Annotated in this window: 12 protein-coding genes; 6 read left to right on the top strand and 6 right to left on the bottom strand. The window is 70.8% G+C overall.

Going from position 1 to position 14063, the window contains the following annotated elements:
* Positions 1-32: 32 nt before the first annotated feature.
* A complete protein-coding gene (locus AB0B68_RS21995; protein WP_357262230.1) occupies positions 33-1271 on the bottom strand; it encodes an MFS transporter in 1239 nt (412 codons plus the stop codon).
* Positions 1272-1455: 184 nt separating this feature from the next.
* Between AB0B68_RS21995 and AB0B68_RS21990 the strand changes: the two genes are divergently transcribed.
* A complete protein-coding gene (locus AB0B68_RS21990; protein WP_357206379.1) occupies positions 1456-2169 on the top strand; it encodes an alpha/beta hydrolase in 714 nt (237 codons plus the stop codon).
* Positions 2170-2236: 67 nt separating this feature from the next.
* On the opposite strand, the gene AB0B68_RS21985 is transcribed toward AB0B68_RS21990, so the two are convergent.
* The 3 genes from AB0B68_RS21985 to AB0B68_RS21975 form a co-directional block, all read right to left on the bottom strand.
* On the bottom strand, positions 2237-4120 hold the full coding sequence (locus tag AB0B68_RS21985) for an alpha/beta hydrolase-fold protein (RefSeq protein ID WP_357262227.1): 1884 nt from the start codon (positions 4118-4120) through the stop codon (positions 2237-2239).
* Between the two features lie 289 nt (positions 4121-4409).
* The gene (locus tag AB0B68_RS21980; protein ID WP_357262224.1) at positions 4410-5975 is read right to left on the bottom strand and encodes an alpha/beta hydrolase; all 1566 of its coding nucleotides are present in this window, start codon (positions 5973-5975) and stop codon (positions 4410-4412) included.
* Positions 5976-6044: 69 nt separating this feature from the next.
* Positions 6045-8870: a BTAD domain-containing putative transcriptional regulator gene (locus tag AB0B68_RS21975; RefSeq protein ID WP_357262221.1), complete on the bottom strand. Its 2826-nt coding sequence runs from the start codon at positions 8868-8870 to the stop codon at positions 6045-6047.
* A gap of 195 nt (positions 8871-9065) precedes the next feature.
* On the opposite strand from AB0B68_RS21975, the gene wrbA reads away from it, so the two are divergent.
* Entirely contained in the window at positions 9066-9665 is a 600-nt protein-coding gene (wrbA, locus tag AB0B68_RS21970; protein ID WP_355006269.1) for an NAD(P)H:quinone oxidoreductase, read from the top strand.
* 80 nt (positions 9666-9745) lie between these two features.
* Here the strand turns inward: wrbA and AB0B68_RS21965 are convergent, their stop codons facing one another.
* The gene (locus AB0B68_RS21965) at positions 9746-10348 is read right to left on the bottom strand and encodes a class I SAM-dependent methyltransferase (RefSeq protein WP_357262218.1); all 603 of its coding nucleotides are present in this window, start codon (positions 10346-10348) and stop codon (positions 9746-9748) included.
* 185 nt (positions 10349-10533) lie between these two features.
* Between AB0B68_RS21965 and AB0B68_RS21960 the strand changes: the two genes are divergently transcribed.
* The 3 genes from AB0B68_RS21960 (at position 10534) to AB0B68_RS21950 (ending at position 12679) form a co-directional block, all read left to right on the top strand.
* Positions 10534-11184, top strand: coding sequence for a hypothetical protein (locus tag AB0B68_RS21960; RefSeq protein WP_357262215.1), 651 nt, complete (start codon positions 10534-10536; stop codon positions 11182-11184).
* Between the two features lie 75 nt (positions 11185-11259).
* Positions 11260-12096, top strand: a complete 837-nt coding sequence (locus AB0B68_RS21955) for an alpha/beta hydrolase (protein WP_357262212.1) — start codon at positions 11260-11262, stop codon at positions 12094-12096.
* Entirely contained in the window at positions 12089-12679 is a 591-nt protein-coding gene (locus tag AB0B68_RS21950) for a WHG domain-containing protein (RefSeq protein ID WP_357203945.1), read from the top strand. The genes AB0B68_RS21955 and AB0B68_RS21950 overlap by 8 nt, the downstream gene beginning before the upstream one ends.
* Positions 12680-12926: 247 nt before the next feature.
* On the opposite strand, the gene AB0B68_RS21945 is transcribed toward AB0B68_RS21950, so the two are convergent.
* Complete coding sequence (locus AB0B68_RS21945; RefSeq protein ID WP_357203941.1) at positions 12927-13355, bottom strand: hypothetical protein; 429 nt, start codon at positions 13353-13355, stop codon at positions 12927-12929.
* Between the two features lie 81 nt (positions 13356-13436).
* Between AB0B68_RS21945 and AB0B68_RS21940 the strand changes: the two genes are divergently transcribed.
* Positions 13437-14054 carry a TetR/AcrR family transcriptional regulator gene (locus AB0B68_RS21940; RefSeq protein WP_357262209.1) on the top strand — a complete coding sequence of 206 codons (618 nt, stop codon included), beginning with the start codon at positions 13437-13439 and terminating at the stop codon, positions 14052-14054.
* Positions 14055-14063: the final 9 nt, after the last annotated feature.

The following is a 14063-nucleotide window of genomic DNA, read 5'->3' as shown; positions in this document are numbered from 1 at the left end:
ATGTGGGCAGATCGGGAGCGCATCCGGCTGGTTCACACCCGTGCCTCGGCGGGTGTCGGCGTGGCGTCGAGCGGCAGGTCACGCATCCGGCGGATCGGCGTCGACAGGTAGATGATCGGGGACAGCACGGTGAGCGCCCCGAAGATCAGCAGGGTGGTACGGGCACCGAGGGGCCCGGCCAGGATGCCGGCGAGCAGGCCGCCGACCGGGATCGCACCCCAGGAGACGAACTTGACCGTGGCGATCACCCTGGACAACAGATCCGGCGGGCTGGCGATCATGCGGTACGTACGGGTGGTCACGCTGAGCACCACGTTGGAACTCGCGAAGATGAGGTTTCCGACGGCGAAGGCCACGAACGCGGCGGTGCCGGTGCCCAGCGGGATGATGAGCGCGCCGGCCACACCGACGAAGGCCGCGATGATGAGGCCGCGGGCGGTGCCGAACCGATCGGTGAAGCGGGTCGTCAACGCCGCGCCGATGAGCGCACCGAGGCCGTCGGCGGCGATCAACAGCCCGACCATGAGCGGCGGTGCGTGCAGCTCACGCACCAGGTAGAACGGGAACAGGGCGAGCATGCCACCGTTGACGAAGTTCGTCGCGGTGGCGTCCCACATGGCCGGTCTGATGATCGGGTGCCGGATCACGAAGTGCCAGCCCTCGCGGATCATCGTGGTCATCGGCGGCCGCTCGACCGGTCGCTGCACCCGCCGGGCCGGCAGGGTGCGCAGCAGCGTGGCGGAGAGCAGGTAGCTGACGGCGTCCACGAACAGCGTCGGCACGGCGCCCAGCACCTGCACCGCGAGACCGCCCAGGGATGGCCCGCCCAGCGAGGTGGCGGCGTGCGTGCCGGAGGTGAGGCTGTTGCGGGCCTGCAACTGCGCGGCCGGCACGATCTCCGGCAGGAAGGTCTGGTTCGCCACGTCGAACAGCACGTTGGCGAAGCTCACCACCAGGGCGACAGCGATCAGCTGGGCCACCGTCAGCATGTCGAACCACCAGGCCAGCGGGACCGACGCGATGGCGAGGGCCCGGACCAGATCCAGGGCGACCTGCATGCCGCGCAGCGGCAGACGCTGCACGATCACGCCCGCCGGCAGGCTGATCAGGAGGTACGCCAGATAGCCCGCCGCCGTGATCAGACCCATCTCGAAGGCCGACGCGTGGAGCACTGTCAACGCGGTCAGCGGTAGGGCCAGCGCGCCGACCGCCGAGCCGAGTTGGCTGGTCGTGCCGGCGACCCACCACCGCCAGAATGCAGTAAGTCTCATAATGGAACTCACTATAGGGTCCGGCGCGCGGGCGGTCGACCCCGTGTATCCGGGTGGTCATTGGCGGGCGGTCGGCGTCATCGGCGAGCCGGTCGGACCCGACGTTTCACACTCGCGTGACGGGTATCCAGGCGTACCAGTGCGACCTGCGGTAACAGCTTCACGGAGTGAGGGGGCACCTGTCATGCCTGATCCACAGCCCACGCTCGTGCTCGTGCACGGCGCATTCGCCGAGTCGGCGAGCTGGAACGGTGTGCTCGAGCGGCTGGGCGCCGGGTACGACTCGGTGGCCGTCGCGAACCCCCTGCGCAGCGTGGCGGGCGACGCCGCGTACGTGCAGGATGTCGTGCGGGGGATCGGCGGTCCGGTCGTCCTCGTCGGCCACTCGTACGGCGGCATGGTGATCACGCAGGCCGCAGCCGGCGACACCTCGGTGCGGGCCCTCGTGTACGTCAACGCCTTCGCCCCGGACACCGGTGAGTCGGCGCTGGCGCTGTCCGCGAAGTTTCCCGGCAGCACCCTCGCCGACACGCTGGTGCAGTACCCGGTGTCGACCGGTGGGAACGAGGTGGCGATCGGCCAGGAGCAGTACCACGCCCAGTTTTGCGCGGACGCGTCGGACGACATGGCCGCGCTGATGGCCCGGACCCAGCGGCCGATCACCGAACAGGGCCTGGGCGACAAGCTCACCGGCGACCCCGCCTGGCGATCGCTGCCCAGTTGGTTCGTGTTCGGCGACGCCGACAAGAACATCCCCGCCGAGGCGCACCGCTTCATGGCGGAGCGGGCCAACCCCCGTGGGCAGCGCGAGGTCGTCGGCGGGTCGCACGCGATGGCGGTGGCCCGGCCGAGCGAGGTCGCCGAGACGATCATCGAGGCGGTCCGGGGCGTGAGCTGACGGTTCGGACGGACAGCCGGTGGTGGGCCAGCGACGAGAGGTCGCCGGCCCACCACCGGCTGTTTGCCTAGCGGACCCGCAGCTGCTGGTGAACCGCAGCGGTGGGGGCGTGGGCCGCGTCACCGGAGTAGGCGACGTGCACCGGGTACACCCCTGCGGGCAGCCCGGCGGTCGGCAGCTCGACGACGGCCGTGCCACCACGGAGGGCAACCACCCGGGTGGTGCCGCCGAAGGTGACGGCCACCTCGCCGGTCACCTTCGGAGCCTTCGGATGCGGCGACTGGGCCCGGACGTCGACGGTCAGCGTGAACGTGCCACCGCGAACGACCGAGGCCGGCGTGGCCTTCGCCTTGACCGCAACCCGTCCCGGGCCCGGAGGCGTCAGGGTGATCCGGGCCGAGCGCGACTTGGACGGGTCGACCACCGACGTCGCCACGACGGTCAGCGACGACGCGGTCTCCGCTGCGGCGACCGAGAGCAGACCCTCCGCGGAGATGCTGGTGTCGGTGGAGGTCACTCCCTGCACCGACCACGTCACCGCCGGGCTCACACCCTCGTTGGTCGTCACCTGGGCGGTGAACTGCCTTTCCCAGTTCCAACCCTTCGTCAGGTTCACCGTCGCGGGCGTCACCGACACGGAGTCGACCCCCGACCACAGGTGATCCCGGGCGAAGATCGTGAACAGCTGGCCCGCCGTCATCCCGTCGTGCGCGCCGGGGACCTGGGTCGTCGCGGCGGCGTATCCCCGGGCCCGGAAGTTGTCCGCGATGGCGTTCTGGGCGTTGAGGTTGCCCTCGAAGACGCCGTTGCCGAGGAAGACCGAGAGATCGTCGTCCCCGACCGCGTTCGCGATGGTGTCGTAGTCCTGGGTGGTGAGCGACGGGTTACCCGAGAAGTGTCCGTAGAACGCGAAGGTGGTCGGGTAGTTCTTGATGACGACGCCGCCCGTCATCCCGCCGTACGAGAACCCCGCGTAGGCCCGCCCGGAGCGCTCGGTCGAGACGTTGTAGCTGCTCTCGACGAGGGGCAGGATCGTCTGGACCAGGTTGTTGGCCGCGTTGGTCTGGTTGTAGGACGCGAAGCCGAGGCTGGTGCCCGTGAAGTGGTTGCCCATGGTGACGACCACTGTCGGCTCGATCTCGCCCCTGGCCGTCATGTTGTCCAGGATGTTCGGGACGTTCGCGGGCACCATGAAGTCGGTCTCGTCGCCGAAGATGCCGTGGGCGAGGTACGCGACCTTGTACGGCTCCGCGCGGTTGGCGTCGTAGTTGGCCGGCAGGTAGACGCCGAGGTAGTGGCCACTGTCGCCAAGGATCGTGGTGTACGGGACGTACCTGACGGTTCCTCGCTTAGCGCGGTCGGCCACCGGCAACTCGTAGTCCGCACGCGCCTTCAGCACCGGGTCGTTCTGCTTCTTGGCGTACGGCACGTGGACGGCATCGAGGACGTCGTTGTTCCTGACCCGGAACGAGGCGTCGCCCGGCGGCCGAGGGTTCGTCGAGGCGGGGTCCCAGATGCGCTTGTTCTCCCAGCCCTGCGTCGGGTCCCAGACGCGGTACCAGTAGCTGAGACCGCCGGCGTGCAGCGGGACCGAGACCGACCAGTTCCCCTTCGGATCCCTGGTCATGTCCCGGAGGAACTCCGTGCCGCCCGCGTGATAGCGCCCCGGCTGCCATTCTTCCGGCTGGTAGCGGGTGGTGCCGGTGCCGACGTCGAGCAGCGTCAGGTCCCCGGCGAGGCGGACCTGGGTGGCCTGCGGATTGCGGTAGACGAACGTGACGGTGTATCCGGTCGGTGAGCTGCGGTCCGCCTTGACGGTCGCACCCGGCGCGGGCGCGGGCCTGCCGGCGGCGGCAGCCGGCGCGGGGACGACGGCCCCCGCAGCGAGCGCCGTGAACGCGAGAATCGAGATCGCAAGCCGGAGCCTGCGTCTTCCGGTCGTTTCCCTCATGCGCGAAGACTCCTTTGTGGTGGTCGCTCGTCGCGGTCTGGTCCGGTGTGGGGAGTTGAGGGCTTGGGTGGTGGTCGCTAAATCGAATTAGCATCGGGAGTGTGGCATGGGTACCCCTTTCGATGTCAAGGGTGCCCAGGTTCGGGCCCGCGCCCGCCGCGATAGGTCCACCACCCCCGACCTGCGGGTTTCTCCGGGCTTTATTACCGTCGCCGCCCTGCCGAGCGAGCGGCGACGCCCCAGCACCACCTACCGTGAGCTGGAGCGTCGCCGTGACACCGTCGGCGCGTCAGACCGGGGCGGCCGGGCAGCTCGCGCCGGCCGGCGGCGTGGTTCTGGTGATGAGGTACCGCTCCACCTGACGGCGGGTGCACTCGGTCCTCGGGTAGCTGGCGTGGCCCGATCCGTCGTAGGTGAGGAGGTGGCCCCGGCTGCCGAGCTGGCGCACCACCCGCTGGGCCCCGTCGTACGGGGTGGCCGGGTCGTACCGCCCGTTGAGCACCAGCAGCGGCGCGCTCGTCCGGACCTGCAGTCGATGTTGTGGGTTGGTCGCCGTCCAGCCCAGGCACACAGCGGCGAAGCGGACGGCCAACGGGGAGGCTCGCAGGTGCGGTGCCGTGGCGCGGGACAGGTCGAGATACCGGTTCCAGTCGGCGAACCCGTCGATCGGCAGCGACCAGTCCTGGCAGAACGCCGGTAGTGCGTACTCGGTCAGGTCCTCGTCGCCGTCGACCGGCACCATCGGGGACGCGAGTGAGGCGGGCTCGCCCCGCTCCAGCGCGAGCAGCATGGTCGCGAGATCGGCCCAGGTCGCGTCGAAGAAGTTGACGAACGTCGCGAACCCAAGCTCGAACCAGCTCAGCGGGGTGCCTGTGGCCGCGTCGACGAGCGTGCCGGCATCGGCACGGCGCATCAGCCGGTCGTAGAGCGCCGGCACGTCACGGCCGTGCAGCGCGCAGCCCGGGTTTCGCTCGCACCAGGTCACGAACTCGTGGAACAGCGCCTCGTCACTGGCCGCGCCGCTGCGGAAGTATTCCCGGACCCCCTGGCTGTGGTCCATCACGCTGTCCATGACCAGGGCGCGGACACGGTCGGGGAACAGCTCGGCGTAGGACTGCCCGATCAGGGTGCCGTAGGACCACTGGTAGAGGCTCAGCTGCCGCTCACCGAGTGCGGCCCGGATAGCGTCCGTGTCGCGCGCGACGCTCACACTGTCCAGGTGGTCGAACAGTGGGCCACTGTTGGCACGGCAGTCGTCTCGCAACTGCCGGTTGTAGGTGCGGAGCCGCTCGAACTCCGCCGCGTTCGCGGGTGTCAGGGAGGGGTGCTGACCGAGCAGCGCCGATGAGCAGCGCACCGGTGCGCTACGGACCGTGCCCCGGGGGTCGAAGCCGACGATGTCGAAGCGGCGCAGCACGTCCGGCCCGAGCTGGCTGGCAGCCGTCAACGCCACGTCCACCCCGGATAGGCCGGGACCGCCCGGGTTGAAGACCAGGACACCGATGCGGGCGGCCGGGTCGGTGGCGGGACGCCGGGCCAGCGCCAGAGGGAAGGTCTCCCCTCCCGGTCGGGCCCAGTCGACCGGCAGGCGCAGGGTGCCGCAGCGCGTGCCCGGATCGTCGGGCTGCTCCGGGCACGCCTGCCAGTCGATGCGATCGTTCCCACCGCCGGTGACGTCCACGGTGACCGGCCTGGCACCGCCGGTCGTCGGCGTGGTGCCCGCGAGCGACGGTGGGGCGTTGAGCGACAGGGTGACGAGGGCCGCGACGACGGCCGAGACGCTGCCGAGGAGCCGCCGTCGTCGACGGTCGACCCCGCGCGGATGCCGGATGGTGGTTCTCTTCGTGGTCAACATTCGTCCAGCCTGCCGACGCCCGGTCCACGTCGGATCCATGCCGGTCCGGGGACGGCCGGCGCAGGACGTTCACTGGTACGCGGCCAGCCGTTCGGACAGCACCGCGGCCTGTGGATGACCGACCCGGTCGAGGATCGCCAACGCCTGCCGCCACAGGTCGACCGAGGTGTCGTGGTCGCCCAACGCCTGATGGGTGTCGCCGAGGCGGACGAGCGTGTCCGCCCTCCCGCACGGGTCCTGGACCTCGGAATAGAGCGTGAGCGCGCGCCGATAGCAGTCCGCCGCGCTCGGGTGCTTTCCGAGGCCGTGATAGGCGAATCCGAGACTGTCCCAGGTGTGCGCCGCGCCGAGCCTATCCTCGGCCTCCTCGTAGAGCGCGAGCGCCCGCTCGCAGTACGCGATGGCGCGGGCGTGCTCGTCCAGCCGCGCGTGGCTCCAGCCGAGCGCGTTGAGCGCCGCCGCCTCGCCGAGCCGGTCGCCGGTGTGGCTGGCCAGTGCCAGCGCGTGCCTGGCGTGCGGCAGCGCCGCCCCGGCGTCTCCCTCGATGTCGGACAGCCAGGCGAGGTGCAGATGGGCGCTGACCTGCCCCGGGCGGTCGCCGGCCTGGTCGTACCGTGCCATCGCGCGCCGGAGGTGGTGGTGGGCCGCACCGAACCGGCGGTTCTGGATATGGGCCAGCGCGAGGTCCCGGTGGGCCAGCGCCTCGGCCTGTGGGTCAGCGCGGCGGCGCGCGACCGCGACCGCGATGGTCTGCAGGGTGGCCAGGTCGTGCCACTGCGAAAGCCGCCCGAGCAGGGGAGTGAGGGCCTGGGCGAGCTGCCCGGCGTGGCCGTCGAAGCCGTGCGCGACCGCGTCGGCGACGGCGGCCAGCAGCACCCGCTGTTCGGTGGTGAACCAGGCCAGCGCGGCCCGGTGGTCGGCGAACGCCGACGGTGACGCGTCGGTGGGCAGGGGCGGCGGATCGAGCGGCTGCCAGCCGGGGTCGACAAGCCTCGCCGAGTCACGAGCGACACGCAGGTAGTGGTCGAGCACGCGCCGGCGGACGGCGCCACGGTCGGCCGGAGGGTCGAGAGCGCGCGTCAGTTCCTCCCCGTAGGCGCGGAGCAGATCGTGACAGCGGAAGCGGTTGGGGGATTGCTCGGCCAGCAGGTTCGCCCGGGCCAACTCGTCGAGCGCCGGCCGGATCAGGTGCGGTGGCGCCCCGGCGAGGCTGGCCGCCGCCGCCGCGCTGACGTCCGGGGCGGGATGCAGGCTGATCTGCCGGAACAGCCGGGCCGCGTCCGCGCTGAGCAGTCGGTACGACCAGGAGAGCACCGTGCGCACGTCGGTGGCGGCATCGTCGGTGGCCAGGGCGGTGAGCCCGCCCCGGCTCGCCGCCAGGTCGTCGGCGATGGCCTGGAGCGGAAACGTGGGCCGGGCGGCGGCTCGCGCGGCCACGATGGACAGAGCCAGGGGCAACCGCGCGGTACGTCCGATCAGCTCGTCGACCGCTGCCGGCTGGGCGATGACCCGCTGCGCGCCCAGTCGGCGGACGAGCAGTTGGCGCGCTTCGTCGTCGCTGGGCAGGTCCAGGGCGAGGAGATGGGCGCCATCGGTGGTGACCAGGCCGGGCAGGGTGTGGCGACTCGTCACGAGCACACCGCAGCGGGTCGACCCTGGAAGCAGTGGCCGCACCTGTTCCGCGTCGCGAGCGTTGTCGAGCAGCACGAGCAGCCGTCGGGCTGCGGTCAGGCTGCGGTACAGGGCGAACTGGGCCGCCGGCTCCGCGGGGATCTCCAGGAGCTTCACACCCAGGGCGGGCAACAGCGAGCGTACGACGGCCGAGGGTGACGCCTCCTGCGTCGCGGTGCCGAATCCGGCCAGGTCGACGTGGAGCTGCCCGTCGGGGAAGTGATGCCGGTTGTCGTGCGCCCAGCGCAGCGCCAGCCAGCTCTTCCCGACGCCGCCCGTACCGGTGATGACGACGGTGCTGGCCGAGCGGGGGTCATCGAGCAGCAGCGAGGTGAGCCGGGCCAACTCCCCGGCCCGGCCGGTGAACAACGTCGGTGGGGCCGGCAGCTGCCGGGGGACGAATCGCGGCGGGGTTCCTTCCGAGGGCCGCGGATCGGATGCCAACGGCTCGCGTTCCGCCCGCAGGATGCGGGTGTGCAGCTGTTGGAGATCGGGACCGGGCTCGACTCCCACCTCCTCCGAGAGGAGGCGACGAAGCTGCCGGTACGTCGCCAGCGCGTCGGCACGCCGGCCGGTCCGCGCCAGGGCCACCATCAGTTGCCCCCATGGGCGCTCGCGCAGCGGGTCGTCGTCGACCTGGCTCCGCAGCGGTTCGATCAGCTCGTGATGCTGTCCGGCGCGCAGTTTGAGGTCGACGACCTCCTCCACCAGGCTGGAGCGCTGTTCTTCGAGGCGCGCTCGGACTGAGCGCAACACCCCCCAGCCGGGGAGGCCCGCGAACGGTTCCCCACGCCAGAGCGCCAACGCGGCCTCGAACGTCTCCTGGGCGGCTGACCAGTGACCCTGCCGCAGCGCGGAATACCCGCGCTGGGCCAGGTCGTCGAAGGCCACGCTGTCCACCGTCAGCCCGTTCAGGGCAAGACGGTAGCCGGTGGGCCCGGCGGCGATGGCGGGGTCGGGGAAGCCCGGGGAGCGCAGTGCCCGGCGCAGCGCCCAGACATAGGTCTTCACGTTGCCGGCTGCCGTCTTCGGTGGGCGCCCCTGCCACAGCTCGTCGACGAGTTGGTCGATGGACCACCCGGTGCCCGGCTGCGACATCAACACGGCCAGGAGGCGCACCTGCATCGGCGTGCCGAGGGCCAGCGGTTCCCCGCGGGCCGACCGCGCCTCGACCGGCCCGAGCAGGTGGTACCGCGCCGCCGGTGGCGTCCCCGCGGGGTCCATCACCTCATCGTAGGGGCGCGCACATTCCGCCTCATCGGCTGGACGGCTGCGGCCCGCGCCGTTCCCCTGGTGTGCTCCGTCACGCCGGTGGGCATGGTCAGGAGGTTGGGACGCCGCCAGGCGGCTGCTAATGTCGAGATTGTTGCGGCCGCAAATTTATCAGCGGCAACTACTTTTCTGGGAAGGATGCCTCCGATGACCAAGCTCTCCGTCATCTACTACTCGTCCACCGGCACTCTGCACGCCATGGCCAAGCGGCTCGCCGAGGCTGGCGAGAAGGCTGGCGCCGAGGTGCGTCTGCGTCAGGTTCCGGAGCTCGCCCCGGCCGAGGCCATCGCCTCCAACGCCGCCTGGAGCCAGCACTTCGACGCCACCAAGGACGAGGCGAAGGCGACCGCCGACGACGTCGTCTGGGCGGACGCGGTGCTGTTCGGCACGCCCACCCGTTACGGCAACGTCGCCAGCCAGCTCAAGCAGTTCCTCGACACCCTCGGTCCGCAGTGGGCGCAGGGCCAGCTCGCCAACAAGGTGTACGCCGGCTTCACCGCCTCCATGACCGCGCACGGCGGCCAGGAGTCGACCCTTCTCGCGCTCTACAACACCATCCACCACTTCGGGGGTCTGGTCGTCGCCCCGGGTTACACCGACCCGCTGAAGTTCGCCGACGGCAACCCGTACGGCGTCTCGCACGTCACCGGCGGCAGCAACGACGCCCCGCTGGGCGACGCCCAGTTCGCCGCGCTCGACCACATGGCCGAGCGGGTCGTCACGATCGCCGGGAAGCTCAACGCCTGAGTGCTGACGCCCGCCCGGACGCGGGTGCTCAGCTGGGCGAGGGCCGGTCTCCCAGGACGGGAGGCCGGCCCTCGGCGTCCTCACACCGCGATCGCCGCGATGGCGGCAAGCTGCCGATGCTCGTCGGTGGCGGACCGCCGGAGGCGTTCCACCTCGCGGAAACCGGCCCGGCCGAGTCGTTCGGAGATCTCGTCGACCGGCCAGCGGTAGGCGGTCAGGACCTTGTGGTCGAAGGCGCCGACCTCCTCGGCGTCGAAGACGCCCAGGACCAACCGCCCGGCCGGGACCAGCACCCTTCGGAACTCCTTGAGCATGCCGTCGAACTCGGGCGGCGGAAGATGAATCAACGAGTACCAGGCCAGGATGCCGTCGACGGATTTCTCGGCGATATCGAGGCGTTCCATCGAGCCGAGGTGGAACTCGACGCCCGGGTGGGCCGCCCGCGCATGGGCGATGAACTCGGGGACCAGGTCGATCCCTGCTGCGTCGACGCCCAGCTCGCGAAGGTATCCGGTGAGGTGGCCAGGCCCGCACCCCAGATCGAGCACCCGGCCGGGCCGGCTGCCCAGGTGTCGCCGGATGAGGGCGAGGTCGTCGGCGTCCACCTGCTGGCTCGTGCCGAACAGCTCGATGTAGAGCTCCGCGACGGACGTGTAAGCCTGTCGCACCGTGTCCGTTTCCATCGTGGAACCATACGGGTCACCGGGCCTTGCCAGGTTGGCCTACCGTGACGGGCATGACAGGTCGAGCCACACTGGCCGGCATTTCTGCGGGCCTGCTCATGCTGGGTTGCTCGGTTGGCGCACCAAAGGACAGTGCACCCAAGCCTCGATCCGCCCCGGCCTCGGCGGCCAGCGCCGATGCCACAATGACGGCCGAGGCGATCGGTCTGCTGCGGACGGGTACGGCGTTCGTCGATCGGACGAGTTTTCGCAGCGACGTCGATATCGCCAGTCAGATCGCGGCGCTGTCGCACAGCGACAACGTCCGCAAGCGCTCGATCGCCACCATCTCGGCGCCGGGTGGGGTCATCGAGATCCGGATGATCGACGACGAGGTCTACATGAAGGCCGGCGCACTCCTTCGCGGTGTCGGCGACGGTTGGATGGTCCTCGACCCAGCCCGGTTGCCGCCGGACTTCGCCCTGAGCTTCGCGCCGGGCAGAAACGACTTCGGCGGCTCCGGCCGCCTCATCGACGCGATCGTCACCGCACGGGTGAACGGCACCCAGATCACCGGGACGATCGACGTGACCCGGGTTGCAGCCGGCAACGGGATCAGCTTCCGCCCCCCTCCCGGTGGTGTCTTCCCGGACGGCGCGCGCAGCCACGCTTTCCGGGCGACGCTGGACACCGAGGGTCGGCTGGTCAGCTTCCTGATCCCGGAAGCCAACGGGTTGCCGAACGCGTCCCTGCGCTACAGCGACTTTGGTACGACAGTCACTGTCGCTCGGCCGACCGGGGCGGTCGCCGCCCCCGATGCCCTCTATCCCCAGCTCGGCATGGGTGGAGGGAAGTAGCGGCGACCGACACTTGCCTACCGTGGCTAATGCGGTTAGCCTTTAGCTAATCACGTTAGCTTGGTGGAGGACGTCATGACCGAATACCTGAACATCGCCGGCAACACCCTCGCGTACGAGGTGACCGGGCAGGGCCCACTTGTCGTCCTGGCGCACGGCATGGGCGACAGCCGGCACTCCTACCGGTTTGTCGCGCCGGCCCTCGCCTCGGCCGGATACCGGGTCGCCAACGTCGACATCCGTGGCTGCGGCGACTCCAGTCTCGGCTGGGACGGCTACAGCCGCACCGACATCGCTGGTGATCTCGTCGCCGTCGTGCGCCACCTCGGAGGCCCCGCCGTGATCATCGGCCAGTCGATCAGCGGCGGCGCCGCGACCATCGCGGCCGCCACCGCCCCCGAGCTGATCACCGGCGTCATCGAGCTGGCGCCGTTCACCCGCGCGCAGTCCTTCGACCTGGGTGGGCTGGTGCGGGTGAAGCGCTTCCGCGCCGGCTACCTCCAACTGGCGCAGGTGCTCGTCCGGGGCAGCGTAGCGAACTGGCGCAGGTACCTCGACGTGGCGATCCCCACCAAGCCCGCCGACTGGCACGGTGAGCTGGCGCGCATCGAGGCCAAGATGAGTGAGCCCGGCCGGATGAAGGCCCTCCAGTCCATGGCCAAGAGCAGCCCGGCCGACGCCGGTCGGCAACTGCCGAACGTCACCTGCCCGGTCCTGGTGATCCAGGGCAGCGTCGACCCGGACTGGGCCGACCCACGGGCCGAGGGTGAGCGCATCCTCGCCGACCTGCCGCGAGGGCTCGGCGAGCTGGCTGTCATCGAGGGCGCGGGCCACTACCCGCACGTCCAGGCGCCCGACGAGGTCCTCGCGCTGGCCCTGCCCTTCCTCGCCCGGACGCTGACCAGTGCCTAAGGCGCGGCTCACCCCGGCATCGGTCACCGAAGCCGCCGCCGCGCTGGTCGACGAGGTCGGCTTCGACAACCTCAGCATGGGTCTGCTCGCCGAACGGCTGGGAATCAAGACTCCCTCGCTCTACAAGCACGTCGCCAGCCAGGCCGACCTGGCACACCGGATCGCCATCCTGGGGATGACCCAGGCCGGCGACGCCCTCCGTGACGCCATCCAGGGCCGCTCCGGCAGTGAAGCCCTCGCCGCCGGAGCGCAGGCGATGCGGACGTTCGTGCGGGAACACCCCGGCCGGTACGCGGCCAGCAACGCGGCCCGCCCGACCGGCCCGGACGACCCGTTCATCCCGGCCAGCGAGCGGGTGCTCGCCTCATGGGCGGCCATGCTGGGCGGGTACGACCTCGAACCCGGCCAGGTGATCCACGCCATGCGGACGCTGCGTAGCGTCCTGCACGGGTTCGCCACCCTTGAGGTGGCCGGCGGGTTCCAGATCGACGCGTCCGTCGACGAGAGCTTCAGCTGGCTGGTCAGCTTCATCGATCAGGGCCTTCGCGCCGGCGCCGTCAGTGGCAGCGACGTCGCGAGCTGACACCTGGTCGCCTCGCGGATCGCCCGCCACCGTCGGATGACAGCGACGGGCGATCCGGCGCTTTCGCTCGCGGGGGGAGAAGCGGATCGGTCACGGCGCGGTCCGGGAGAACGGCCGCTCGTTCGACGAGCCGTCGGGCCTGCTCGGACGCCGCCTGCCGAGGTGGAGGGCAGCTGCCGCGGCCAGCGCGGTCACGACGATCAGCGCGGCGAGGACCGGGTGCATGTCCTTGGACAGGCTCGGGGCGTCATCGGGTCGGGTTGGTGGTCGCGGGACGCCACGCCAACCAGCCGCGGCACAGCACGTACGCGGTCGCGACGACGGCGACGAGCCCGAAGTCGATGACGGCCGACAGGCGGGCCTCCGGAACGTCTCCGATCAACGCGCCGAACACGACGAGGGCGGCCTTGCCGGCGAGCACGATCTCCCAGACGCCGGCCGCCTGGCGCGGCCTGACCGCCAGCAGGGCGAAGAGCGCGGCGAAGATGCCGAAGCTGGAGACCCGCCAGCCCTCGATGAACAGGCGCTCGTCGCTGGCGTTGATGGTCAGTAGTACGCCGTTGACGAACGCGACGCCGGTGGCGAGGGACGCGAGGGCCGCCAGCGCACGGCCGGCAAGGTCAGCGCGGTGGGTGGGGGCGGCGGTGTCGATTCGGGTAGCGGTCGCTGTGGTCATGAGAGGCTCCTTCTTGAGAAAACGTCCGTCAACTTACAGCCGTTAACTTACGCGCTCGCCTAACACCTGTAAAGTCAAGGGGTGACCACACCGAGAACACGGGCCCGCAACAAGCGCGGCGAAGGTGCCCAGCTGCGCGACGAGATCGTCGACGCCGCGATGACGCTCCTGGAGGACGGAGCGCCGCAGGGCGTGACCCTGCGCGGGATCGCCCGGCAGGCCGGCATCTCCGCGCCGTCGATCTATCCGCACTTTCCGGACCTGGACTCGATCCTGCTCGCGGTCGCGCAACGCGCGTTCGACATCCTGGAGCAGGAACTGGGCACACCAGAGAACGCGGATCCGGTCGAGCGTCTACGCGCGACCTGCGCGGCCTACCTGACCTTCGCCGAACGCCGGCCCCACCAGTACCGGGTGATGTTCGGCGCCGTCTGGGACGCCGGGCAGGCCCTTGAGCGGGCGCCCGCCATGGCGGACGAGCTCGCCGTGCTCGGCATGGGGGCCTTCGAGGTCTTGCGGCGTACGCTCGCGGACTGTGTCGCGGCGGGACGGTCGACCAGCGCCGACCCCTTCGGGGACGCGACAGCGCTCTGGGTCGGGCTGCACGGGTTCGCCCAGCTCCGCGTGGCAGCGCCGCTGTTTCCCTGGCCGCCGGAGTTGCGCGACTCCATCATCGACCGGATGGCGCTGCTGCGCTGAGCGGGCGGC

Source organism: Micromonospora sp. NPDC049049 (assembly GCF_040649115.1).
GTDB lineage: Bacteria > Actinomycetota > Actinomycetes > Mycobacteriales > Micromonosporaceae > Micromonospora.
The sequence above is the reverse complement of the archived record's forward strand: the minus strand, read 5'-3'. Positions and strand labels throughout refer to the sequence as shown.